Raw genomic sequence first — 23,600 nt, 5'->3', positions numbered from 1 at the left:
GGGGTCCTCAGCGGTGGTCGGCGGCCGAGCCGGGCGCCGGATAGCCGTAGCCCCCGCCGCCGGCCCCGGCGCCGTGCGCCTCACGGTCGTAGAACGGCCGGGCCCGGGCGCGCAGCCACATCGCGACGGGGTCGTACTCGTCCGACATCGCGACCGTGGAGACCGGCAGCCCTTCCGGGACGGCCGCGATGGACTGCTGCATCATGGCCCGCGCCGCGTCCACGGACGGACCGGCCGTGTCATACAGATCCAGCCCGATGGCCAGATAGGGCGCGCCGAGGGCGGGCTGCACCCAGGCCCGGCGGAGCGAGCGGACGGCGGGGGTCCGGTGGGCGTTCTGGGTCAGCAGCGCGTAGAAGTGCGGGATCTCCAGGGAGGGTTCGGAGAGCCGCAGCGGACCCGCGGGCATCCGGTCGAGGCCGGTGGCGATGCGGCGGAGGTCGGTCCAGGGGATGCCGACGCCGCCGCCGGAGGCATGCGGATTGAGCCAGAGTCCCCAGCGTTCGGGGAAGAGGGTGCGGGCGATGTCGACGCCGGTGACGACCTCGTGGGCGCGGGTCCAGCCGGAGCCCGCCAGCTCGCGGTCCGAGGTCACGCAGGGGGCGTAGCCGAAGCCGTCGATCCGTACATCGCCGTACTGGGCGTCGGGGGAGCCGGGTGTGCCGTGCCAGAGGAGCATCCAGAGCCGGCCATGGGCGGGGTCGGCGAGGGCCGCGAGCAGTGCCTCGTACGCGTCGTAGCGTCCGGGGGTCACCTGGCGCAGCATGTGCTCGACCTGGCCGGCCGCCGCGGTGCCTGACGCGCTCACCTGGGGTCCTTTCGTCTCCTGGCCCGTGTTCGGCACGGCCTCCGGCTCGGTGGGAGGGCCGTCCGTGACGAACACGGACCAGCTTAATCGGCGGGGCGCGGCGGAGGGGTGGCATGCGGCCGTGCCGTCGTGCCGTGTGCCCGTGGTGTCACGGCCGGGGTCCGCGCGCCGGCGGCGGCAGGCGCGTGGACCGGCAGACGCACCGGTACCCGGTATCGGTGGGGGTCAGTGCCCGTCCTGGTAGAAGGGGCGGACCCGGTCGAGCATCCCGTCGGCCACCGGGTCGCCGGCGGCGAGGTCGAGCAGGATGAGATGGACCGGCCAGACGACCTGGACCCGGCCCAGCGCGCGGCCGAGGGCGTCCAGCGGGGCGGTCCGCTCGGGGCCCTCCCAGGAGGAGAGCTGGACGCCGACGAAGAGGGACGGCGCGTCGCCCTCGACGGAGGCGAGGATCCGGCGGGCGCTGCGGACGACGCCGGTCCCCCGGAACTCCTCGGCGGCGGCGGCGAGGAAGTCCACCGGATCGTCCTGCCAGTCCGGCTCGAACATGCGGACCCGGCCGCCGGTGGCGGTCCCGTCCAGCGGGGTGAGCCCGGCCCGGCACAGCTCGGCGACGGCGGGCGGGGGCAGCGGTGCCCCGACGACCCCGCCTGGGTTGAGGGCGATGCCGAGCTGCGGGGGCAGCCCGCGGGCGACCTCGCGGGCGGGCGCCACGGCGAACGCCATATGACGGCCGGCGCAGGCGAAGAACTGCTGCTCGGAGGTGAAGAGGGGGACATAGGCGGCCCCCTCGATCTCCACGGTCGGCAGATCGAGGTCCCGGCTCTCGGTGGAGCCGCCGTTGGGCAGGGGCACCCAGAGGGGGCTGCGGCCCAGGACCTCCAGGATGCGGGCGCCGGCGGCGGGGTCGCCGAGGGACGAGGAGAGGACTTCTTCGAGTTCGTTCGCGGGCCAGGCGGTGGTGTGCGGCCCGGTCTGTTCCGGAATGGTCATGGTGCTGCCCTCTCCCCCGGCCGTGCCGGTCGTCCCCTCGGCGTGACCCCCCGACCCTAGTGGGCGGGACGGCCGGGCTCGAAGTCGTGCTCGAAGCCGAGGAGGGTGAGGGCGGTGGCGGCGTCGCGGTCCAGGAGCACGGCCGAGGCGCAGCCCTGGGGCGGCCGTCCGGTCTCGACCTGGGTGATCAGCCGGCCGACCCCTCTGCGGTGGCGGGCGAAGGCGTATCCGGAGACGCCCCGGCCGCGCTCGCGCTGGCCCCGCCGGGCCAGCTCCGGCGGGACGTCGAGGAGGACCAGATGGAGCGCGGTGCCCCGGCGCCGGGCCTCGCGGGCGAGCCAGCGCCGTACCCATGCCTGGGTGCCGCAGTCGTGCACGACGACGCTCTCGCCGGAGCGGAGGGCCCGCCGCAGCCCGGCGTAGTGGGCGAGGCGGACGAGCGGGCGGTAGAGCGCGTACGGCAGGAAGGCGGGCGCGCGGGCGTCCCAGCGGTCCCGGGTGTCCTGGGAGTCGACGCCCCGGCCGGGGGCGGCCCGGCGGATCAGGGTGGACTTGCCGCTGCCGGGCAGCCCGGAGAGGACCACCAGATCACCGGCGGCGAAGACCAGGCTGCGGGGGTGCCGGGCGCGCCCGCGCAGGTCGCGTGGGAGACGGCCGGCCGCTGCCGGGGCCGCTGCCGGGTCGGCGCCCGCCGCGCGGATCCTGCGCACACCGGCCGCCACCGCCCGCGCGGTGCTCCCCCTGGTCGTGGCGTACGCGCTGGAGTGCTGCGACGTCATCACACCCTCCCCCCAGACCGTGTCCTGTGGAGACACGGCCTTGTCGGCTCACCACACACTTGCCCAAGAAGCGTAAAGAAATGGTAATGGGGCGCAACCGATTTGCCCTGGAACCGCGTCCGGCGCGTACGGCGGGCCCCGCTGTGCGCCGGATCACGCCCCTGCCGATTCCGGGCGCGGGCGCGCACCCCCATACGGGCCGGATGCGTGCAATGATGTGCCCGCCAACTGCATATCGGCCGTTTGAATCCGCGCGGGAGAGTCCCGGTACTGGTGTGCCGGGCGCCGAAGGAGCAAGTTCCTCCCTTGAATCTCTCAGGCCCCGTACCGCGTGCGACGAGGCAGATCTGAAAAGCGGGCCGCCGTGCGCGGCTCCACCCAAGGTGCAAGTCGCGACCCCGGGGTACGTGTGTACGTACGTACGGTCGTGACGAACCTCTCAGGTTCCGATGACAGATGGGGAGGATCGTCCTCGCCCGCTTTGTCCTGGGAGTCCGATTCATGAGCAATGCCCCTCGTCAGACCGCACTGGACGCCCTGCATCGTTCGCTGGGCGCGACCATGACCGACTTCGCGGGCTGGGACATGCCGCTGCGGTACGGCAGCGAGCGCGACGAGCACGTCGCGGTCCGCACCCGGGCCGGTCTCTTCGATCTCTCGCACATGGGCGAGATCACCGTGCACGGCCCGCAGGCGGCGGCCGTCCTGGACTACGCCCTGGTCGGGAACATCGGCTCGGTGGCGGTCGGCCGCGCCCGCTACACCATGATCTGCCAGGAGGACGGCGGGATCCTGGACGACCTGATCGTCTACCGCCTCGGCGCGACCGAGTACATGGTCGTCGCCAACGCCTCCAACGCGCAGACGGTGCTGGACGCCCTCACCGAGCGGGCCGCCGGTTTCGACGCGGAGGTCCGGGACGACCGGGACGCCTACGCGCTGCTCGCGATCCAGGGCCCCGCCTCCCCCGCCATCCTGGCCTCGCTCACGGACGCCGACCTGGACGGGCTGAAGTACTACGCGGGCCTGCCCGGCACCGTCGCCGGGGTGCCGGCGCTGATCGCCCGTACCGGCTACACCGGCGAGGACGGCTTTGAACTCTTCGTCGAGCCCCGGCACGCCGAGGAGCTGTGGCGGGCGCTGACCGACGCGGGCCGCGAGGCCGGTCTGGTGCCCTGCGGGCTGTCCTGCCGGGACACCCTGCGCCTGGAGGCGGGCATGCCGCTGTACGGGAACGAGCTGACCACCGGCCTGACCCCGTTCGACGCGGGCCTCGGCCGGGTGGTCAAGTTCGAGAAGGAGGGCGACTTCGTCGGCCGTGCGGCGCTGGCCGAGGCCGCCGAGCGGGCGCGGACCGCCCCGCCGCGGGTCCTGGTCGGCCTGGTCGCCGAGGGCCGGCGCGTCCCCCGCTCCGGGTACGAGGTGGTGACCGGCGGCACCGTCGTCGGCACGGTCACCTCGGGCGCCCCGTCCCCGACCCTCGGCAAGCCGATCGCCATGGCCTACGTCGACCAGGCGCACGCGGCCCCCGGTACCGAGGGCGTGGGCGTCGACATCCGGGGCAGCCACGAGCCGTACCAGGTCGTCGCGCTCCCCTTCTACAAGCGCCAGAAGTAACCCCGGGCCGCGGCCGCCGCGGTGCCTCGTTCCCGGCACGCCGTCCCGGCGCCCGGCGCCGCGGCGGCGAAAGTGACCAGCGGCACCCCGTACCACCCCCAGCACGTCGTTTCCCGCTTCCCGCGTACAGGAGAATTCAGGACATGAGCAACCCCCAGCAGCTGCGCTACAGCAAGGAGCACGAGTGGCTGTCGGACGCCGTCGACGGCGTCGCGACGGTCGGCATCACCCAGTTCGCGGCCGCCGCGCTCGGTGATGTCGTCTACGCCGAGCTTCCCGCCGTGGGCGCCACCGTGACCGCGGGCGAGTCCTGCGGCGAACTGGAGTCGACCAAGTCGGTCAGCGACCTCTACTCCCCCGTCACCGGCGAGGTCACCGAGGCCAACCAGGACGTGGTGGACGACCCGTCGCTGGTGAACAGCGCCCCCTTCGAGGGCGGCTGGCTGTTCAAGGTCCGCGTGAGCGAGACCCCCGAGGACCTGCTCACGGCCGACGAGTACGCGGCCTTCACCGCGGGCTGACCGACCGCCCCGGCCGCCGCCACCACGGCGGCCCCCGCCCCGCCCACGACGATCACGACAGGGACCCGAGATGTCGCTTCTCAACACCCCTCTCCATGAGCTGGACCCGGACGTCGCCGCCGCCGTCGACGCCGAACTCCACCGTCAGCAGTCCACCCTGGAAATGATCGCCTCGGAGAACTTCGCTCCGGTGGCGGTCATGGAGGCCCAGGGCTCGGTGCTCACCAACAAGTACGCCGAGGGCTACCCCGGCCGCCGCTACTACGGCGGCTGCGAGCACGTCGACGTGGTCGAGCAGATCGCGATCGACCGCATCAAGGAGCTGTTCGGCGCCGAGCACGCCAATGTGCAGCCGCACTCCGGCGCCCAGGCCAACGCGGCGGCGATGTTCGCCCTGCTGAAGCCCGGCGACACGATCATGGGTCTGAACCTCGCCCACGGCGGGCACCTGACCCACGGCATGAAGATCAACTTCTCCGGCAAGCTCTACAACGTGGTCGCCTACCACGTGGACGACGCCACCGGCCAGGTCGACATGGCCGAGGTCGAGCGGCTGGCCAAGGAGGCCAAGCCGAAGCTGATCGTGGCCGGCTGGTCCGCGTACCCGCGCCAGCTGGACTTCGCCGCCTTCCGCCGGATCGCGGACGAGGTCGGCGCCTACCTCATGGTCGACATGGCCCACTTCGCGGGCCTGGTGGCGGCCGGGCTGCACCCCAACCCGGTGCCGCACGCCCATGTCGTGACCACGACCACCCACAAGACGCTGGGCGGCCCGCGCGGCGGTGTGATCCTCTCGGTCCAGGAACTGGCCAAGAAGATCAACTCCGCGGTCTTCCCGGGGCAGCAGGGCGGCCCGCTGGAGCACGTGATCGCGGCGAAGGCCGTCTCCTTCAAGGTCGCGGCCTCCGAGGAGTTCAAGGAGCGCCAGCAGCGCACCCTGGCCGGCGCGAAGATCCTCGCCGAGCGCCTGGTCGCCGACGACGTCCGCGAGCACGGCGTCTCCGTGCTCTCCGGCGGCACCGACGTCCACCTGGTCCTGGTCGACCTGCGCGACTCGGAGCTGGACGGCCAGCAGGCCGAGGACCGCCTCCACGAGGTGGGCATCACCGTCAACCGCAACGCCATCCCGAACGACCCCCGGCCCCCGATGGTCACCTCGGGCCTGCGGATCGGCACCCCGGCGCTCGCCACCCGCGGCTTCGCGGACGAGGACTTCCGCGAGGTCGCGGACATCATCGCCGAGACGCTGAAGCCGACCTGGGACGCGGCGGCGCTCCGTGAGCGGGTCTCGGCACTCGCGGCGAAGCACCCGCTGTACCCGGGGCTGTAAAGCGGTCCTAGCGGAGCGACCACGTACGTTTGTACGAGGCCAGGGGGCATCGCGCACACTGGAAGGCCCAGTGGGCGCGGTGCCCCGCCGCTTGCCGCCCCCTTTCACCCGCCATCCCTGACCCTCCCGGCCGCGCCGCCCGTGCCATGAGCACAGGGGCACGCACCCCGTACCACCGCACGACCCGTTCCACCGCACCACCCGCACGCCCGCCCTCGCACCCGGCGCACCGCGCCACCCGCGTCACTGGCAGACAACGGCGTCTACCCAGCCCTAGGAGTTTCCGTGGCCATCTCGGTCTTCGACCTCTTCTCGATCGGTATCGGCCCCTCCAGCTCCCATACGGTCGGCCCGATGCGCGCCGCCCGGATGTTCGCCCGGCGGCTGAAGAACGAGGGCCTGCTCGCGCACACCGCGACCGCCCGGGCCGAGCTGTTCGGCTCCCTGGGCGCCACCGGCCACGGCCACGGCACCCCCAAGGCGGTCCTGCTGGGCCTCGCCGGCGACTCCCCGCGCACGGTGGACGTCGAGACCGCGGACGCCCGGTTCGAGCAGATCAGGACATCCGGCCGGATCGAGATCCTCGGCATGCACGAGATCCCCTTCGACTTCGACCGCGACCTCGTCCTGCACCGGCGCAAGGCGCTGCCGTACCACGCCAACGGCATGACCATGGCCGCCTTCGACGCGGACGGCGCGCTCCTGCTGGAGAAGACGTACTACTCCGTCGGCGGCGGTTTCGTGGTGGACGACGACGCGGTCGGCGAGGACCGGATCAAGCTGGACGACACCGTACTGAAGTACCCCTTCCGCACCGGTGACGAGCTGCTCCGGCTCACCCGCGAGACCGGTCTGTCGATCTCCGCGCTGATGCTGGAGAACGAGAAGGCCTGGCGCACCGAGGACGAGATCCGCACCGGGCTCCTCGACATCTGGCGGGTCATGCAGTCCTGCGTCTCCCGCGGCCTCGCCCGCGAGGGCATCCTCCCCGGCGGCCTCCGCGTCCGCCGCCGCGCCGCCGGCTCCGCCCGCCAGCTCCGCGCCGAGGGCGACCCGCTGGCGCGCTCCATGGAGTGGATCACCCTCTACGCCATGGCCGTCAACGAGGAGAACGCGGCCGGCGGCCGGGTCGTGACCGCGCCGACCAACGGCGCGGCCGGCATCATCCCGGCGGTGCTGCACTACTACATGAACTTCGTCCCCGGCGCCGACGACGAGGGCGTGGTCCGCTTCCTGCTCGCGGCGGGCGCGATCGGCATGCTCTTCAAGGAGAACGCCTCGATCTCCGGCGCCGAGGTCGGCTGCCAGGGCGAGGTCGGCTCCGCCTGCTCCATGGCGGCGGGCGCCCTGGCGGAGGTCCTGGGCGGCACCCCGGAACAGGTCGAGAACGCCGCCGAGATCGGCATGGAACACAACCTCGGCCTCACCTGCGACCCGGTCGGCGGCCTGGTGCAGATCCCCTGCATCGAACGGAACGGCATGGCGGCGGTCAAGGCCGTCACGGCGGCCCGCATGGCGATGCGCGGCGACGGCAACCACCTCGTCTCCCTCGACAAGGTCATCAAGACCATGAAGGAGACGGGCGCGGACATGTCGGTGAAGTACAAGGAGACGGCGCGGGGCGGGCTGGCGGTGAACATCATCGAGTGCTGACGCGCTCGTGATGAGTAGGCCCTGACCAGCGCTTTTGTGTCTTTCGGCGCTGTCGGGGCCTTCCCTGCCCGCACGGGGCGGCCACGGATGGCGATCACGCGGTAACAGCGAAGACGCCGAAGCCGAACACGGTTCGGTGGACCAGGCAGCGGTAGAAACCAAGCGGGCGTTCCTGCGCGGTGACGTGGCCGGCTCGGCGGACGCCGCGTGAGCGGGACGCTCGTCCTGGACTGTGAGGGATTGTCCAAACTGGTACGGCGCTCCCCTGAAGTCACCGAGTGGTTGGCTGCGGCCGAGGCCGAGGACATCCGCGTGGTCACCAGCTCCGTCACACTGGTCGAAGCACGCGACCCCGGAGTCGATCAGGCCCGCTTCGACTACGTCGTCTCCCGCGTGAACATCGTCCCGCCCACCGAAGCCATCGCCCGCGATGCCGGCAAGCTCCTCGCCGCTGCCGGCCTGCACGGCCACAGGTACGCCCTCGACGCCATCGTGGCCGCCACCGCACTCGCCTCGCCCGCCCCCGTGACCGTACTGGCGTCGGACCCCGAGGATCTCCTCGCGCTGTGCCGCCCCGACGTCCGCGTCATCAAGGTCTGACCCGGCACATGCCCTCCACGGAGGGCCGTATGCGGCGTTCACGGATCAGCCGAACAGCGCGGAGCCGAGCGGGCGCCTCGGGCCGTAGCCGGGGAGGATCAGGAAGGTCGCGCCGGCCGTCGTGGTGGTGAAGGGCAGCAGCGCGTCGGAGGTGTCCATGCGGGCGAGCGTGGCCGTGAAGGTCCGCAGGTCGTTCTGGAAGCTGATGAAGAGCAGACCCGGGGCGGGATCGTCGATGCTGTAGGAGCGGCGGAGCATGTGGCCGACGCCGACCACCGTGGGGTTCGCCCTGCGCACATGGGCGTCGGCGGGGACGAGATAGCGCCCGGCGGCCGTCTTGGCGCCGAGGCCGGGGGCCGAGGCGACGGTGCCGCCGGAGAGGGGGACGCCGCTGGCCCGGCGCCGCCCGAAGACCGCCTCCTGTTCGGCGACGGACAGGGCGGCGAACCGCGTCAGGTCGAGTTCCATGCGCCGCAGTACGGCCAGGGTGCCGCCGGCGACCGCGGGGGGTCCGGCCAGCCACAGGTCGCGTTCCTGTTCGGCGGTGGTGTGCGGGCCCACGATGCCGTCGAGGAAACCGAGCACGTTGCGCGGTGCGGAGCGGCCCTCGGCCACGGGCACCTCCGTACCCCGGCGTCCGTACTGCCGCCAGCGCTCCCGGACGCGGTCGCCGGCCTGGTCCAGGAGCGCGTCGGCGACGACCGGTACGAGCACGGGATCGCCGGCGCAGATCTGTATCAGCAGATCACCGCCGCGCGCCGGCGGGGCGATCCGTTCGCGGGAGAACCGCGGGAGGTCGGCCGCGCCGGGCAGGGCGGCTCCGGGCAGAGCGGCGCCGGCCGCCCGTACCAGCCGTGGGCCCACGCCGACGGTCACGGTCACATCGCCCGGGGACAGGCCCAGCAGCCGTGGGTCGGACCCGGCCGTGAGGGTGCGGACGGCCTCGCCGAGTTCGGCCAGCAACGGGCCGGGGGCCACCCTGGCGCCGAGGTCGGCCACCAGGGCCAGCAGGTGGGGCTGGGCCACCCGGGGAATCGTCACGCCCGCCTGGTGCCGGCCCGTCACCGGGACCGGCGCGGGCGCGGGTGCGGCCGGCGCGGAAGGGACCGGCCGGGCGGGCCGGGCGGAGTCCTCGGAACACCCGGCGAGGAGTCCGGCGGCCACCGTGGCGCCGGTGACATCGAGGAACGCGCGGCGCGACGGGGGACGATCGGCGCGATGCATGAGGGGTACAGTGCCACACCCGATCCGATTCCGCCGCCCAACCTCCGCACCTTGGCGGGGAGTTCGACATCCCGGCGCGAGGGCCCGGCGCCGTGCCAGACTGGGATCATGTCTCGATTAGCTCTTCGCGTGGTGGCGGCTGCCCTGGGCGCACTGACGCTGGTGACCGGATGCGGCGACGGCGACAGTGACGGCGGCGGATCGGACGACGGCCGGCGGCCGGACGGCTCACGGGTGACGATCCGGGTGCCCGCCGACGCCCCGACGATCTCGGACGCGGTGTCCCTGGCCCGCCCCGGTGACCTGGTACTGGTGGCTCCGGGTGTGTACCGCGAGTCGGTACGGATCGACACGGAGCGCATCACGCTGCGGGGCGAGTCCCGGGCCGGTGTGGTCATCGACGGGCAGGTACGGCGGCCGAACGGTGTGGTCGTGGCGGCGCCCGGGGTGGCCGTGGAGAACCTGACCGTGCGGAACAACACGCACAACGGCGTGCTGGTCACCGGTTCGGCGGCGGCCATCGCCGGACTGCCGGGGAGCGGCGGCTACGACACCGGCGACGAACCCGTCACCCTCCTGAAGTCGTTCCTGGTCTCGCATGTGACGGCGACCCGCAACGGCCTCTACGGCATCTACGCGTTCTCCGCGCGGAACGGAGTCATCGAACGCTCCTACACCTCCGGCGGGGCGGACTCGGGGATCTACGTCGGTCAGTGCAGGCCGTGCCGGATCGTGGTGCGGGACAACGTCTCCGAACTCAACGCGGTCGGTTACGAGGGCACCAACGCCGGCGGTGACATGTATGTCGTCGGCAACCGTCTGGTCGGCAACCGCGTCGGGCTGACCACCAACTCCGACCACCAGGAGAAGCTGCTCCCGCAGCGCGACGCCGTCATCGCGGGCAACCTGATCGCGGACAACCAGCAGCGGAAGACCCCCGAACAGGCCGACGGCGGCTGGGGCATCGGCATCGGCGTCGACGGCGGCAGCGACAACCGGATCGTCCGCAACCGGGTCACCGGCAACACCAACGCCGGGCTCGTGATCACCGCGACCGCCGACCTGACGGCGGACCGCAACCGGATCACGGACAACACCTTCACCGCCAACGGCGTCGACATCGGCTGGACGTTCCCCACCGCCACCCGGGGACAGGGCAACTGCCTGGAAGGCAACGAGCTTCGGACGACCGTGCCGGCGGGGCTCGCGTCCACCGCGTCCTGCCCGGTCCCCGCCACGTCGCCCACGCCCTCCGGCAGCTGGCGGGGCCCGGCGGCACCCGCGGGCATCCCCTTCACCGAGGTGGTCGCGCCCGCCGCCCAGCCGGAGTTCCCGGGGGCCGGCACGGTCGGCGCCACCGTCGTGCCGGACACTCCGGCGCTGCCGGCCGTCGCGGACATCGCGCTCCCGGCGCCGTCGCTGCTCGCCGACGGCGCGCGGGTGCGGACCTCCTGAGCGGCGGCTACGGCAGCGGCGGCGACGGGGTGGCTTTCGGGAGCGGCTGGACGGGGACGTACGGCCGGGTGCCGAAGTCGAAGACCACCGGCCGCGGGGCGGAGGCGATACCGGTCTCCACCCGGTGCATGGTGCCGTCCGGGCCGATCCAGTAGCGCACCGTCCGTGACGTACCGGCGCCGGGACCGCCACGGGAACCTGCGCCGGCACGGGGACCGGCACTGACACTGTCACTGGGACGGGCACTGGGACGGGCATCGGGACCCGCACCGGCATCGGCCCCGGCCTCGGCCTCGGCACGCGGGCCGATCATGATGTCCGTCCGGTGGCCGCGCACCCGCTCCCGCCCGACCCAGGCGGCGCCGTTCTGCGCCAGCAGCGCGGCGTTGTCCGGCCGGTCGCTGCCGAGGTCGAGCACGATGGCCAGCGCACTGTCCAGGGTCATGCCGGATGTCCGCAGCGGACGGCTGTACCAGCCGGACGCGGGCGGCGACGCCGGTGCGGCCGCCGGGGGGTTCTCCATGGGGTGGACGAGGACCGTGGTGGCCGTCCACCGGATCAGCCCGTCGCTGGACGCGTCGCGCCCGCTCCCGCGCACCACCCCGTAACCGGTGTGCGTGCGGTAGTCGACGGATCCGGTGATGACCAGCCCGCCGCCGATGTTCGGCACGGTGATCGTCACCGACCGGCCCCCCGCCTGGTAGTTGAGGAATCGCGTGACCGACAGCCGGTTCACCTCGTCCCCGGTCAGCGCCCGCGAGGAGACGTCATCACCGCCGTCGCCGAGCAGGACGACGGCACTGGTCACGGCAGCCGCGATGCCGACGGCTGCGCCCGCCGCCCACCGTAATCGCGACCACCGGCGACGAGCCTCGCGTCCCTCAGGGCGCCGCTTGCCGCCCTTGTCCCGCGCGCCGGTGCTCCGCGCCTTGCCGTCCCGCGCTCCACTGCTCCACATGCTCCGCACGCGGCGGGATCGTAACAGCTCTCGCCCGGACACCCCCGAACTCCGCGATCGCCGGACGTGACGGCTCGTCAACTGTATTCTCTGCGCGGGAGTTGTCGGATTGGCGTGAGCTTGGGGCGAGATAAAGGAGCGATATGCGATTACGAGTTCCCGTGCGGCTGGGGCTGTCCTGTCTGCTGCTGGTAGGCGGCGGTGTGGGTACGGTCCTGACCGGCGCCGGGCAGGCCGGGGCCGCGGCCCCGGACGGCACCCTGACCGTCGAGGTACTGCGGGACTTCTTCGGCACCGGTGTGATCAACGCGACCATGGATGTGCCTCAGCGGGGCATGCGGGTCGAGGTCACCGACCCCGCGGGCCGGAGTGTCACCGGTGTCACGGACGTCACCGGGAGGGTCGTCGTGCCGCCGTCGAGCGAGCTGACCGGCGGCCGGTACCGGGTCGATGTCACCGTCCCGGAGCCCTACAGCGACTATCTGCGGGCGGCGCCCGCATCGACCGCGCCGAACCACTTCGACAGCTTCACGTCGTTCGTGGACGTCTCGGACGGCCAGAACGACTCGGTGACCACCGGGGTCTGGAACCCGGCCGACTACGCGCTGCCCGACTCCCGCTACTTCGTCCCGATCCAGAGCGGCGCCAAGGCCGGCCCCGGCGGGACGGACACCCGGGCCCTGGTGGCGTTCGGGACGGGCGCCCGCGGCAACTGTCCCGAACAGGAGCCGTGCCCGGAGGTGCTCAACACCCAGGACCAGGTGGGCACCACCTACGGACTGGCCTACGACAGGTACCGCGGCCGGCTGTTCCAGGCGGCGTTCGCCCGGCGGTACACCGAGTACGGGCCCGGCGGCGGCGACGCGATCTACACCGTGCCCGCGAACGGCGGCGCCACGAAGCTCTTCGCCAAGGTGCCGGACGCCACGAGGACGGCCCACGACACCGGCAACCTGATCAAGGACGCAGGGTTCGTCGACGTACCGGGCAAGGAGAGCATCGGCGGCCTGACCCTGTCGGAGGACGGCTCCACCCTGTACGCGGTGAATCTGCTCACCCGCAGCCTGGTCAGCTTCGACGCGACCGGGACCACGGCCGCGGCGCCCGAGGAGACCGTACCGATCCCCGACCCGGGGTGCGCGTCACCCAAGGACTGGCGCCCGTTCGGCCTGGCCACCCACAACAACACCCTGTACGTCGGAGGAGTCTGCAACGCGGAGAGCACCCAGCGACGCGCGGACCTCAAGGCCGTCGTCGCGACCTATGACGGCAACCGGTTCACCACCGTGCTCACCCAGCAGCTGACCGCCGAGCGCGGCAGCGTCTTCACCACCAACTCCGGCCGCGACCAGGTCAACCACTGGAACCCCTGGAACACCGCCCTGGAGGACTGGGACTCCTTCACGGTGAGCGGCGCCATGATCAACCCGCAGCCGGCGCTGGCCAGTATGGCCTTCACCCGCGACGGCTCGCTGGTCCTCGGCTTCCGCGACCGGTTCATGGATGTCGTGAGCTGGGGCGGGCTGGACCCGAGGCCGGGCAGGGACACCCCGCAGAACGGTATGTCCGGCGGCGACGTCAACATGGCCTGCGCCACGCCCACCGGCGGGTTCGAGTGGGAAGGCACCGGAAACTGCGCCGACCACGCCACGGACCCGACCCTCGACGGCGCCCAGCCCGGCACCGTCGTGGAGTACTTCCCCGGGGACTTCTTCCCGAACGGCGGCTCCGCGACCTCGCCCGGACCGCACCAGGAGTCCTCCCTGGGGTCGGTCGCCTACATCAAGCAGCAGCAGTGGGTCGTCACCACGCAGATGGACCCGACCGGCCGGGTCATCACCAACGGAACCGGCTACTACGACGTCGCCACCGGCCTCGGCCCCGGCAACGACCCGGTGAACAACGCGTACGAGTTCGTCGGTCCGAACCAGAACGGGTTCGGCAAGGCCGGCGGCCTCGGCGACATCGCGTACGCGGCGGCCAACGCACCGATCCAGATCGGCAACGTGGTGTGGTACGACGGCGACCGCAACGGCGTCCAGGACCCGGGGCACGTGCTGCTGCCGGGTGCGACGATCAACCTCCTGGACGCCGACGGCAAGCAGGTCGCCACGACCACGACCGACGCCGCCGGCGAGTACTACTTCGGCGGGGTCGGCGCGGACTACGAGCTGACACCGGGCGCCGAGTACACCGTCCAGTTCGACGTGTGCACGGCGGACACCAGCAAGGTGCCGGGCCAGCCGGCCGCCACCGACCTGCGGTTCACCCTGCCGCGCGTCGCTGACGACCGGGTGCACGACTCCAACGTGACCCCGCCGACGGACGGCCGGCTCTGCAACGGGTACGCCCCGGTCACCGCGCCGGCCACCGCAGGAGGGGTCGATCACACGATCGACGCCGGTGTGCACATCCCGGAGCCGGTGTCGCCGACTCCGACTCCTACGCCGACACCGACGCCGACGGACTCCCCGTCGCCGTCCCCGACACCGACCCCGACGGACTCCGCGTCACCGTCCCCGACACCGACACCGCCCGGGTCGCCGTCCCCGCCGCAGCCGACGGGCCCGGGACCCAACACCCCGACACCGCCCGGACGGACACCCGGGGGCTCCCTCGGCCAGACCGGCATGGCCGGCCTGGGAGGCGCCGCCGCCCTCGCCGCCGCGCTGCTCGGCGCGGGTGCGACCGTGGTCTTCGTCACCCGTCAGCGACGCGCGAGGCGCCACTGACACCCCCGAACACCAGGAAGGATCAGGAAAAACCCGACGGGCCGGTGCACCGCACCGGCCCGTCGGCCTGTTGTCCGGGCGGCACCGCGCACGATCCGCGCCCGGCCCCGTACCCGGATCCGTTCCGGCCGAAGCGCCCCGGGCACGACAGGCCCCGCCTACGCTGTCCGCCATGGAGCAGCCACCCGCACCCGGACGCATCGGCCAGTACGGAAACGGAGTCGTCCTCGATCACGGGCTTCCCGTGGAGGAGCGCGTCGCCCGTGTCGCGGAGTGGTGGGACGCGGACAGCCGGGACGGGAGGTGGCTGGTGACCGGCAAGGCGTACTTCCTGCTGCGGTGCTGGCTGCTCGCCAGGGCCGGGGCGCTCCCGTCCGGGGTCGGCGGGTACGCCGCCGACTACGCCGCCGCCTGTCTCTCGGTCAACGGTGGTGAGCCGGGGTGGGACAGGGCGCTCAGGGCCCGGTTGAGCTGCCCCGGCTGCGGGGACGGCTACCGGGCCGAGAACATGCGGATCTGTGTCACCTGCGCCGACTACACCTGTTGCTCCTGTGAGCCGGACACACACGCGCGGGAGTGCGAGGTCGTCGGCTGATCCGCCGGAACGGTCAGGCGTCGCCCGCCGGCTTGCGCAGGGCCTCGATGACGCTCGCGTAGCTGTCGGAGCCGTGGCCGAGCGCCTTCGCCCGTTCCATCGTGGACTTCAGCAGCTCGGGCAGGGCGTTGTCGACGCCCCGGCCGGCCGCCGCGTGCAGGAGGTGGTCGATGGTCGCGATCTGGACGTCGACCGTGGCGTCGTCGCCCGGGTAGTGGCCGGCGTCCACCTGGGACGCGTAGGTGGTCATGAAGCCGGTCACGGCGCTCAGCCAGCGGATCGCGAGCGGGGTGAAGTCGGTGGCCTTGACACCGTCCGCGCCGGTCAGGGCGGCGCCGTGGAGCCAGCCGGTGAGGGTGGACCACATCAGGCCGAGCAGGGCGGAATCGTAGAGGGAGGCCAGGCCCGGGTCGGTGCCCAGGTAGACGGGCTCGCCGAGGGCCTCCAGGGCGGGGCGGTGGGCGTCGAGGGTCGCAAGGCTGCCGCTGTAGAGGAACATCATCTGTCCGGTGCCCACCCCGGGCGGCGTGGTCATGATCGCCCCGTCGAGGTAGTCGGCGCCCAGGGCCCCGGCCCAGGCCAGGGCCGCGTGGGCCTGCTCCGGGGAGCCGGAGGTCAGATTGACCAGGGTCCTGCCCGCGAGCGCGGGGCCGGCGGGGTCGAGGATCGTGCGCAGTGCGTCGTAGTCCAGGACGCAGGCGATGGTCAGCGGGCTGGCGGCGACGGCCTCCTCGGGGGTCGCGGCGAGGCGGGCGCCCCGGTCGACCAGGGGCCGGGCCTTGTCCGGGGAGCGGTTCCACACGGTGGTCGGGTGGCCGCGCTCCAGCAGCGCGGCGGCCAGCGCCGAGCCCATCGAGCCCAGTCCGATGACGGTGACGGCCTGCGGGGCAGCGGTCTGCACGGCGGCGGTCTGCGGGGCGGCGTTCATGGCACAACTCCTCGGTCGGGTCCGCCGGATGGCGGTTGATCACGTAGCACCACGCTCTCAGCGCACGACCGCCCGGAGAAGTGACCGGGATGACGGTGCTCACCAAATTCCTGCCATAGGCTTCGGGGTATGAGCGCTGGAACCGTCGCCGTGGTCGTGGCAGGGGAGATCTCCCTTCCCTCCTGGGACCTCTACGAGTTGAGCATTCCGTGCACCGTCTTCGGCAAGCGGCAGCCCGACATCCACGACCCCTGGTACGACCTGCGGCTGTGCTCGACCGGCGAGGAGCCCGGCGAGGAGCCCGGCGAGGACGCGCCCGCCGTCGCCCGGCTCGCGCTGCGGACCGGGTACGGGCTGGACGGGCTGGCCGGCGCGGACACGGTGATCGTGCCCTCGGTGCCCGACGCCTGCGTGGAGGACGGCAGTCCGCTGCCGCCGCGGCTGATCGGCGCCCTGCGCGACGCCCATGACGCGGGCGCCCGGATGGTCTCCCTCTGCACCGGGGCGTTCGCGCTCGCCGAAGCGGGGCTGCTCGACGGCCGGCGGGCCACGGCCCACTGGATGCACACCGGCCAGTTGGCCGCGCGTTATCCGAAGGTGCGCGTGGACGACTCGGTGCTGTACGTGGACGAGGGCGATGTGCTCACCAGCGCCGGACTCACCGCCGGGCTGGACCTCTGTCTCCATCTGGTCCGCCGCGACCTCGGCGCGCACGTCGCCAATCAGCTGGCCCGCCGGATGGTGGTGCCCGCCCACCGCCACGGCGGCCAGGCGCAGTTCGTGGACCTGTCCGTGCCGGTCACCGACGACGAAGGGCTCGGGCCGGTGCTGGACTGGGCGCGGGCCCATCTGGACCGGCCGCTGACCGTCGCGGATCTGGCGCGGCGGGCCGCGATGAGCCCGCGGACCTTCTACCGCAGGCTCCAGCGGGCCACCGGGACCACTCCGCTCCAGTGGCTCCTCAATCAGCGCCTGGGGCGGGCCCAGGCGCTGCTGGAGTCGACGGATCTGCCGGTGGAGAGGATCGGCGAGCTGAGCGGCCTGGGGACGGCGAACAATCTGCGCCACCACTTCGTCAAGCAGGTCGGGGTGGCACCGAGCGACTACCGGCGGTCCTTCTCCCGTACGGCCTGACCACCGGCCCCGTCGAGGAGCCGGGGCCGGGGCCGGGTCCGCCGCCGTGCGGCCTCACCCGGACGGGCCTAGCCTGGTCGGGAGTCTCGTCCTCGGACGACGGGAGAGCTGCCATGGGGTGCTCATCGGGACGTCGGGGCAGGCTGCGCGGACTGGGCAGGCTGTGGGTGGCCGCGGCGGCCACGGGGACGCTCCTGGGACCGATGGCGACGGAGGGCGCGGCGGCGGAGCCGTCGCCGGGCCCCACCGCCTTCACCTGCCGGTCCGGGGCCTCACCCCCGGCGGACGGCTTCGCGGAGCTGGACGAGGCGACCGCCGGCCGGCTGGACCGGGCGATCCGGAAGGTGATGGACGAGGCGGAGCTGCCCGGGGTGATCGCCGGAGTGCGGGCCCCCGGCAAGGGCGACTACGTGCGGGCGTTCGGCACGGCCGACAAGGCCACCGGCGCCCCCATGGCCACGGATCTGAACATGCGGATCGGCAGCGTGACCAAGACCTTCACGGTCACCGCCCTGCTGAAGCTGGTGGACGAGGGCAGGGTGGCGCTGGACGACACCGTCGGCCGGTACGTGGCCGGGGTGCCGAACGGCGACCGGATCACCCTGCGGGACCTGGCCGGCATGCGCAGCGGGCTCTTCAACTACTCCGAGGACGAGGACTTCTTCAAGGCCCTGACCACGGATCCGGAGCGGCCCTTCACGCCGCGGGAGCTGCTGGACTACTCCTTCAGGCACCCGGTGCGATTCGAGCCGGACGCGCGCTTCGAGTACTCCAACACCAATCTGATCCTGGTGGGCCTGGTCGTGGAGCGGGTCAGCGGGACGGATCTGGACCGCTATGTCCAGCAGCACATCCTGACCCCGCACGAGCTGACCCGGACGTCCTTCCCCACCGGCGCGGAGTTCCCCGCTCCGCACGCCCAGGGCTACACCGACCAGACCGCCGACGGGCGGGAGGAGAACGCGACCGACTGGAACCCGTCCTGGGGCTGGGCGGCCGGGGCGATGATCTCCGACCTGGCGGATCTGCGGCGCTGGGCCCCGCTCCTGGCGACCGGGCACGGTCTGGTGAGCGACCGGACCCAGCGGGAGCGGCTGACGCTCCACCCGACCACCGTCCCGGACGTGGGATACGGCCTGGGCATCTTCATGGTGCGCGGCTGGGTCGGGCACAACGGCTCACTGCCCGGGTACGAGGCCCTGACGCTGTACCTGTGCGAGCAGCGGGCGACGATGGTCGTCCTGGTGAACACGGACACCGGGCACGGGCAGCAGGAGCCCAGCACGCTCGTCGGTGAGGCGATCACCGAGATCGTGAGCCCGGGCCACGTCTACGACCTGCCGCAGCCGGGCCCCCCGTCGAAGTCGCCGTCGCCGGGCGGCTGACCTTCAGGGCTGGTCGATGTCGTTGTCCCCCTCCGCCTGCGAGGGCGTGGTCCGGGGTACGTCGGGGTGCTGCTCCTCGACCGGTTCGTCGCTCTCGCCCTCGGCCTGCGACGGGGTGGGGTACTCCTCGTACTCGCTCATGACCGATCCTCACTTTTCGGTACAGAAGTACAGATCCCGGCGATCGTAACGCGGTACGGGGCGGCTCAGCGGATGCCGAGCCGGGTGCTCACCCAGTGCGGGTCGGGAACCACCGTCAGGACCGCCGAGACCACCGTCACCGCCACCAGGAAACCCAGCTCCACCCGGGCCGGCAGCTGGGCGTCGAGCCGCCCCCGCCGCATCCGGTGCCGGGCCGCGAGGGCCAGCGCGCAGACCACCCCGACCAGGGCCGTCTTGACGAGCAGGAGCCGCCCGTACGCCGATCCGAGCACCACGTCGGGCGGGAGTTTGCGCAGGGTGGAGGCGGTGCCGGTGAGGGCGAGCACCGCCAGGGGCCAGAGCGCGGTACGGGCGTACCGGCGGAGCACCGCGAGCGCGCCGGCCCGGTCGCCGCGCCGCAGCCCCATCACCCGCAGGGCGTGCAGGAGTCCACCGGTCCACAGGGCGGCGGCGGGCAGGTGCAGGAGGGTGAGCAGGGTGCCGATGAGCGGGGTGTACTGCTCGGGGTGGGCGCGCACCGCCTCCGCCCCGACGATCAGCAGCAGCGGCAGCGCGGCGAGGCGGGGGCGGCGCAGCCTGACGCAGGCCGCGGCGGCGAGGAAACCGTTCGCCATGAGGAGCAGCAGCCGGCCGTCGCGGGTGCCGTAGGCGGTGGCGAGGTCGATGTCGCTGACCGACGCGTGCACGACGATCTGGCCGGCGGCCCCGGCGGCTCCGGCGAGTGCCGCGTACAGCGACCAGTCACGGGGGCGGGGGCCGTCCCCGGCGACGCGGCGGCCCGCGAGTTCGCCGATGTGGACGGCGAGCGCGGCGAAGACCACCGTCCGCAGCACGGTGGTGGTCCCGGCGGCGGGCACCCGCAGCTCGCCGGTGCCCCGGGCGGCCAGTGGCCCCGCGAGCAGGGCCACGGCGAGCGCGCCGAGCAGACCGGCGAGGACCAGGGCGGCGGTGCGCCGCGCGGTCCTGCGGGCCGCGCGGCGACGGGCGGCCCGCCCGGGGGCCAGGGCTCCGGGGCTGGTCATTTCATGATCGTCACCTGAGGTCGCATACATGGCAACTCGGGCGGCCCGTACGCGCCCCGGCCCGCCGGAGCGCCCCCGGCGACGGGCCGGGGGCCCCTGGGGTCGGCCCTGGTTCAGCCCTGGATCAGCCCTGGTTCCGGTCGATCGCGTCCCAGAACTCGTCGAAGGTGAGCCGGCCGTCCCCGTTGGCGTCCTTGTTCCTGATGATGGCCGCGGCCACCGTCTCGGTCACGTTGAAGTCGCCGAGCTGCGCCATCACGCTCTTGTACTCGGCGGCCGTGATCTCGCCGTCGCCGTCGAGGTCGTACCGGTCGAACGCCTTGCGCGCCTCGTCCTTGGACACCACTGCTGAGCCCCTCCTTGGTGCGTGACCGTGCACGGACCGCACGGCTGACGGGGTCAGATTATCCGCTCGGGCCGCTGTCCCGGTTCCCTGGGGCGGTCGGCGACGATGGGGGCATGAGCGATGCGTTGGAACGGTTCCTCACGGCGGCGGCGCGGGGCGAGTTCCCGCCACCGGACGGCGGGGTCACGGTGATCGGGCAACCGGCCGCCCGGGACGCGGGCGTCCTCGCGTTCACCGGCCACTCGGTGGTCTTCTCGGACGAGGATCCGGCGTGGATACGGGAGCTGCTGGCCGCGACCCCGTCGGACCCGCCGGCCGCCGCGATGAACCCGGTCTTCCTGGCGGGCATGCTCGCCCGTACCGGCCGCTGGATGAGCACCGTCGATCTGCTGACGGTGGCTCACGCGCTGCCGGGCCGTCCCGACGTGCCCCTGCGGGAGATCGAGGATCCGGACCATCCGCGGGTGCGGCGGGCGAGGGTCTACCGCGACGGGGTACGGGTGTGGGCCGCCGACGGCGGGACGCTGATCCTCGGCCGGGGGCTCGCGGGCCGCTGGGAGTGCGCGATCGAGGTGGACGAGGGGTACGGAGGTCAGGGGCTGGGGCGGGCGCTGGCCCGCGCGGCCCGGCAGCTGGTGCCGGACGGGCGGGTGTGGGCGCAGCAGGCGCCGGGGAACGCCCGCAGTGTGCGGACGTTCCAGGCGGCGGGGTTCCGTCCGGTCGCGTCGGAGGCGCTGTTCTCGCTGGTACGGCCCTCCTGAGCCCCTTTCCGAGCCGGGTCGTGGTGGGCGGGGTTCAGCGGAAAACGCCCGTGTGCCCCAGGGAGTAGCGGCCCGGCTGGGGATAGACGGCCAGTCCGTGCGGGCCGCTGCCGACGGGGATCCGGGCGAGCTGTTTCCCGGTCCTGGTGTCGATGGCGTACACCTCCTCGTCGTAGCGCCCGGAGAGCCAGAGCACCTTGCCGTCGGCGGAGACCCCGCCCATGTCGGGGCTGCCGCCCTCGGGGAGCCACCACTTCTTGGTGAGTTTGTTCCGGGGGAAGTCGAAGACGGAGATGGAGCCCTCGCCCCGGTTGGGGATGTACATCTCGCGGGAGTCCCGGCTGATGTAGAGGCCGTGGGCGCCCTCGCCGGTGGGCAGCAGCCGGGGGGTGGTGAACTTCGCCCCGTCGAGCACCCAGACCCCGTGGGCCATCATGTCCGCGACATAGAAGGTCTTCCCGTCCGGGGAGAGCTTCACGTCCTGCGGCATGGCGCCCTCGAAGGGCAGTTTCTGCTGGCCGACGACCTCCATGCGTTCGGTGTCGACCTTGAGGAGTTCGCCGGAGAACTCGCAGGAGACGATGAAGTAGCGGCCGTCGGCGGAGAAGTCCGCGTGATTGACGCCGAAGCAGGTCACGGGGACGGTCTTCACCCGGTCCATGGTGCGCGGGTCGCGGAAGACGAGTTCGCGGTCGAGGGAGGCCATGACGACGGCGTACTTGCCGTTGGGGGTGAAGTAGAGGTTGTACGGGTCGTGCACCTCGACGGAGCGGCCCGCCTTGCCGGTCGCCGGGTCGATGGGGGTGAGGGTGTGGCCCCGGTTGTTGTTGACCCACAGGGTCTTGAGGTCCCAGGACGGGACGACGTGCTGCGGCTGGATGCCGACGGAGATGGTGTCGACGATCTCGTAGGTCTTGGGGTCGATGACGGTGACGGTGTTGGAGTTGGTGTTGGGGACGTAGACCCGGGAGGGGAAGTTCTGGACCACCGGGGAGAGCCGGCCGGGCCGGTCGGCGGCGTAGATGTCCTTCGGGTCGAGCACCGGCGGCATTCCGGGCAGTCCGGCCGGCGGTGTGGGCTTCGGCGGCGGGGCGGCGGCCGTGGTGCGGGCGGCGGCGCCCTCGCGGGCGGACTCCGGTCCGCTGTCCAGGCCGCAGCCGGTGACCAGGGCGATCAGCGCTCCGGCGGCGAGCGTTCCGGCGCACCGGACGGCCCCCGTCCGGGCGGGGCCGGCGGGCCGGAGGAACCGGGCGGGCCGGGTCGGCGGCCGCGTGGACCGGGAGAGGCGGGAGGGCCGGGGGATCCTGAGGGGATTCGCGGTAGGCATATCAGCTCAGCAGCTCCGTGGTGGTCACCGCGCGCAGTCCGCGGCGGTGGAGATCGTCGAGCAGGGCGGGCATCGCGGCGACCGTGTCCGCGTAGCCGAAGTGCAGGCTCACCACCGATCCGCGCCGGATCTGCCCGGTGACGGTACGGATCACGGCCGTGGCCCCGGGCGAGGTGAAGTCGAGGGAGTCGAGGTCGTACGCGAGGGTGTGCGGATAGCCGGCCCGCTGGGCGAGCCGGACGAGCGACGGGGTGGCGATGTGGGTGCGGGAGGGCCGGAACCAGGTGCCGATGGAGCCGGTGAGCCGGCGCAGCCGCTCGGCGCAGGCGGTGATCTCGGCCAGGACCCCGGCGTCGGGGAGTTCGGTGAGGGTGCGGTGGTGCTGGGTGTGGTTGCCGAGGTCGTGGCCGCCGTCGAGGATCCGGCGGGCGAGCGCGGGGTGCTCGTCCAGCCACTCCCCCACGGCGAGGACGGTGATCCGGGCCCCGGCCCGTTCGGCCTCGGCGAGGATCGCGCGGGCGGTGGCCGGGTCGCCGCCGCCGTGGAAGGTGAGGGCGACCCGGTCGCGGTCGCGGGGGCCGTGGGTGATCTGGCCCGGCCGGCCGGGGAAGCGCCGGGGGGCCGGCGCGGGCCGGGCGGCGGCCGGACGGGGGGAGGGCGGCCCGGACGGGGGCGTCCGCGGCGGCGGCCCGCCGGGGGTGGGCCCGGGGCCGCCGCAGCCCAGGGCCAGGGCTGTGGCGGCGGCACCCGCACCTGTGCGCAGGGCCCGGCGGCGGTCGATCGGGGTCACGGGCACCGACCCTAGGAGCAAAGAGCACAAAAAATGATGATTGCCCCGTTTGCCGGGATGTACGGGTCGCGGCGGTCTGAAGCGTACAGATCAAGGAAACATTCACTCGAAGCGAACTTCAGGCGCGAAATGTGAGGCGGGTGGGCCAGATCACCTGAGATTCTTGAGCCGTCTGTCGCTTTTAGCCACTTATTACCGAATAGAGAATTTTGGACGCGAGGCCCCCGTCTGCCATAGTCGATGGCACGACCCCCCTCGACCCGGGCCAGGTCGTTGTCAGCGACCGTGGAGACACCCCCTTTACTCCACATCGCGCCCCGGAAGCCCCCGCCGCGTCGACATCCTCGACCCCCCGGGGGCTTCCGCGCGTCCGGGGGTGGCGTTGCGGACGCGGCTCGCGCTGCCGGACACTCCCCGCCTCCTGCGCCTCCCGGACCCGAACCCGCGTTGCCCGACCGCCCATCGGAAGCTGCCCCGGCG

22 protein-coding genes and 1 riboswitch are annotated in these 23,600 nt (G+C 72.9%); of the genes, 11 read left to right on the top strand and 11 right to left on the bottom strand.

The genetic code is table 11. The annotated features are described in order from the left end of the window. Positions 1–7: 7 nt before the first annotated feature. From SYYSPA8_RS10950 to SYYSPA8_RS10940, 3 genes are all read right to left on the bottom strand, one after another. On the bottom strand, positions 8–808 hold the full coding sequence (locus SYYSPA8_RS10950) for an enhanced serine sensitivity protein SseB C-terminal domain-containing protein (RefSeq protein WP_323446845.1): 801 nt from the start codon (positions 806–808) through the stop codon (positions 8–10). Positions 809–1,033: 225 nt separating this feature from the next. Then, positions 1,034–1,801, bottom strand: a complete 768-nt coding sequence (locus tag SYYSPA8_RS10945; RefSeq protein ID WP_323446844.1) for an enhanced serine sensitivity protein SseB — start codon at positions 1,799–1,801, stop codon at positions 1,034–1,036. A gap of 56 nt (positions 1,802–1,857) precedes the next feature. Continuing rightward, positions 1,858–2,580, bottom strand: coding sequence for an AAA family ATPase (locus SYYSPA8_RS10940; RefSeq protein ID WP_323446843.1), 723 nt, complete (start codon positions 2,578–2,580; stop codon positions 1,858–1,860). 244 nt (positions 2,581–2,824) lie between these two features. Beyond that, a riboswitch (glycine riboswitch) is annotated at positions 2,825–2,920 on the top strand. A 161-nt stretch (positions 2,921–3,081) separates the two neighbouring features. Between SYYSPA8_RS10940 and gcvT the strand changes: the two genes are divergently transcribed. From gcvT to SYYSPA8_RS10915, 5 genes are all read left to right on the top strand, one after another. After that, positions 3,082–4,197, top strand: coding sequence for a glycine cleavage system aminomethyltransferase GcvT (gcvT, locus tag SYYSPA8_RS10935; protein ID WP_323446842.1), 1,116 nt, complete (start codon positions 3,082–3,084; stop codon positions 4,195–4,197). A gap of 143 nt (positions 4,198–4,340) precedes the next feature. Further along, on the top strand, positions 4,341–4,718 hold the full coding sequence (gcvH, locus tag SYYSPA8_RS10930; RefSeq protein WP_323446841.1) for a glycine cleavage system protein GcvH: 378 nt from the start codon (positions 4,341–4,343) through the stop codon (positions 4,716–4,718). Positions 4,719–4,788: 70 nt separating this feature from the next. After that, a complete protein-coding gene (gene glyA / locus SYYSPA8_RS10925) occupies positions 4,789–6,048 on the top strand; it encodes a serine hydroxymethyltransferase (RefSeq protein WP_323446840.1) in 1,260 nt (419 codons plus the stop codon). Between the two features lie 285 nt (positions 6,049–6,333). Next, complete coding sequence (locus tag SYYSPA8_RS10920; protein WP_323446839.1) at positions 6,334–7,701, top strand: L-serine ammonia-lyase; 1,368 nt, start codon at positions 6,334–6,336, stop codon at positions 7,699–7,701. Positions 7,702–7,908: 207 nt separating this feature from the next. Next, positions 7,909–8,301, top strand: a complete 393-nt coding sequence (locus SYYSPA8_RS10915) for a type II toxin-antitoxin system VapC family toxin (RefSeq protein ID WP_323446838.1) — start codon at positions 7,909–7,911, stop codon at positions 8,299–8,301. A 45-nt stretch (positions 8,302–8,346) separates the two neighbouring features. On the opposite strand, the gene SYYSPA8_RS10910 is transcribed toward SYYSPA8_RS10915, so the two are convergent. Then, a complete protein-coding gene (locus SYYSPA8_RS10910) occupies positions 8,347–9,525 on the bottom strand; it encodes a Dyp-type peroxidase (RefSeq protein ID WP_323446837.1) in 1,179 nt (392 codons plus the stop codon). 108 nt (positions 9,526–9,633) lie between these two features. Between SYYSPA8_RS10910 and SYYSPA8_RS10905 the strand changes: the two genes are divergently transcribed. Beyond that, entirely contained in the window at positions 9,634–10,980 is a 1,347-nt protein-coding gene (locus tag SYYSPA8_RS10905) for a right-handed parallel beta-helix repeat-containing protein (protein WP_323446836.1), read from the top strand. Positions 10,981–10,987: 7 nt separating this feature from the next. Here SYYSPA8_RS10905 and SYYSPA8_RS10900 read toward each other — a convergent pair whose 3' ends face one another. Then, positions 10,988–11,788 carry a hypothetical protein gene (locus SYYSPA8_RS10900; protein ID WP_323446835.1) on the bottom strand — a complete coding sequence of 267 codons (801 nt, stop codon included), beginning with the start codon at positions 11,786–11,788 and terminating at the stop codon, positions 10,988–10,990. A gap of 293 nt (positions 11,789–12,081) precedes the next feature. On the opposite strand from SYYSPA8_RS10900, the gene SYYSPA8_RS10895 reads away from it, so the two are divergent. Next, the gene (locus tag SYYSPA8_RS10895) at positions 12,082–14,670 is read left to right on the top strand and encodes an SdrD B-like domain-containing protein (protein ID WP_323446834.1); all 2,589 of its coding nucleotides are present in this window, start codon (positions 12,082–12,084) and stop codon (positions 14,668–14,670) included. A gap of 172 nt (positions 14,671–14,842) precedes the next feature. After that, the gene (locus SYYSPA8_RS10890; protein WP_323446833.1) at positions 14,843–15,265 is read left to right on the top strand and encodes a hypothetical protein; all 423 of its coding nucleotides are present in this window, start codon (positions 14,843–14,845) and stop codon (positions 15,263–15,265) included. Between the two features lie 13 nt (positions 15,266–15,278). Here the strand turns inward: SYYSPA8_RS10890 and SYYSPA8_RS10885 are convergent, their stop codons facing one another. After that, the gene (locus SYYSPA8_RS10885; protein WP_323446832.1) at positions 15,279–16,193 is read right to left on the bottom strand and encodes an NAD(P)-dependent oxidoreductase; all 915 of its coding nucleotides are present in this window, start codon (positions 16,191–16,193) and stop codon (positions 15,279–15,281) included. Between the two features lie 150 nt (positions 16,194–16,343). Here SYYSPA8_RS10885 and SYYSPA8_RS10880 point away from each other — a divergent pair, with 150 nt between their 5' ends. Together SYYSPA8_RS10880 and SYYSPA8_RS10875 are read left to right on the top strand one after the other, a co-directional pair. Further along, positions 16,344–17,327, top strand: coding sequence for a GlxA family transcriptional regulator (locus SYYSPA8_RS10880; protein WP_407705976.1), 984 nt, complete (start codon positions 16,344–16,346; stop codon positions 17,325–17,327). Between the two features lie 203 nt (positions 17,328–17,530). Further along, positions 17,531–18,712, top strand: a complete 1,182-nt coding sequence (locus SYYSPA8_RS10875; protein WP_323446830.1) for a serine hydrolase domain-containing protein — start codon at positions 17,531–17,533, stop codon at positions 18,710–18,712. A 3-nt stretch (positions 18,713–18,715) separates the two neighbouring features. Here the strand turns inward: SYYSPA8_RS10875 and SYYSPA8_RS10870 are convergent, their stop codons facing one another. From SYYSPA8_RS10870 to SYYSPA8_RS10860, 3 genes are all read right to left on the bottom strand, one after another. After that, positions 18,716–18,853, bottom strand: a complete 138-nt coding sequence (locus SYYSPA8_RS10870) for a hypothetical protein (protein WP_323446829.1) — start codon at positions 18,851–18,853, stop codon at positions 18,716–18,718. A gap of 65 nt (positions 18,854–18,918) precedes the next feature. Beyond that, a complete protein-coding gene (locus SYYSPA8_RS10865) occupies positions 18,919–19,896 on the bottom strand; it encodes a CopD family protein (RefSeq protein ID WP_407705962.1) in 978 nt (325 codons plus the stop codon). A gap of 124 nt (positions 19,897–20,020) precedes the next feature. After that, complete coding sequence (locus SYYSPA8_RS10860) at positions 20,021–20,242, bottom strand: EF-hand domain-containing protein (protein WP_323446827.1); 222 nt, start codon at positions 20,240–20,242, stop codon at positions 20,021–20,023. 113 nt (positions 20,243–20,355) lie between these two features. On the opposite strand from SYYSPA8_RS10860, the gene SYYSPA8_RS10855 reads away from it, so the two are divergent. Next, on the top strand, positions 20,356–21,003 hold the full coding sequence (locus SYYSPA8_RS10855; protein WP_323446826.1) for a GNAT family N-acetyltransferase: 648 nt from the start codon (positions 20,356–20,358) through the stop codon (positions 21,001–21,003). 34 nt (positions 21,004–21,037) lie between these two features. Here the strand turns inward: SYYSPA8_RS10855 and SYYSPA8_RS10850 are convergent, their stop codons facing one another. Beyond that, positions 21,038–22,330, bottom strand: coding sequence for a YncE family protein (locus tag SYYSPA8_RS10850; protein ID WP_323446825.1), 1,293 nt, complete (start codon positions 22,328–22,330; stop codon positions 21,038–21,040). A gap of 1 nt (position 22,331) precedes the next feature. Next, entirely contained in the window at positions 22,332–23,120 is a 789-nt protein-coding gene (locus SYYSPA8_RS10845) for a polysaccharide deacetylase family protein (protein ID WP_323446824.1), read from the bottom strand. Positions 23,121–23,600 lie beyond the last annotated feature (480 nt).

It is taken from the genome of Streptomyces yaizuensis (assembly GCF_034961445.1).
GTDB lineage: Bacteria > Actinomycetota > Actinomycetes > Streptomycetales > Streptomycetaceae > Streptomyces > Streptomyces yaizuensis.
Note: the sequence above shows the minus strand (reverse complement) of the source record. Positions and strands in the feature narration are given on the sequence as shown.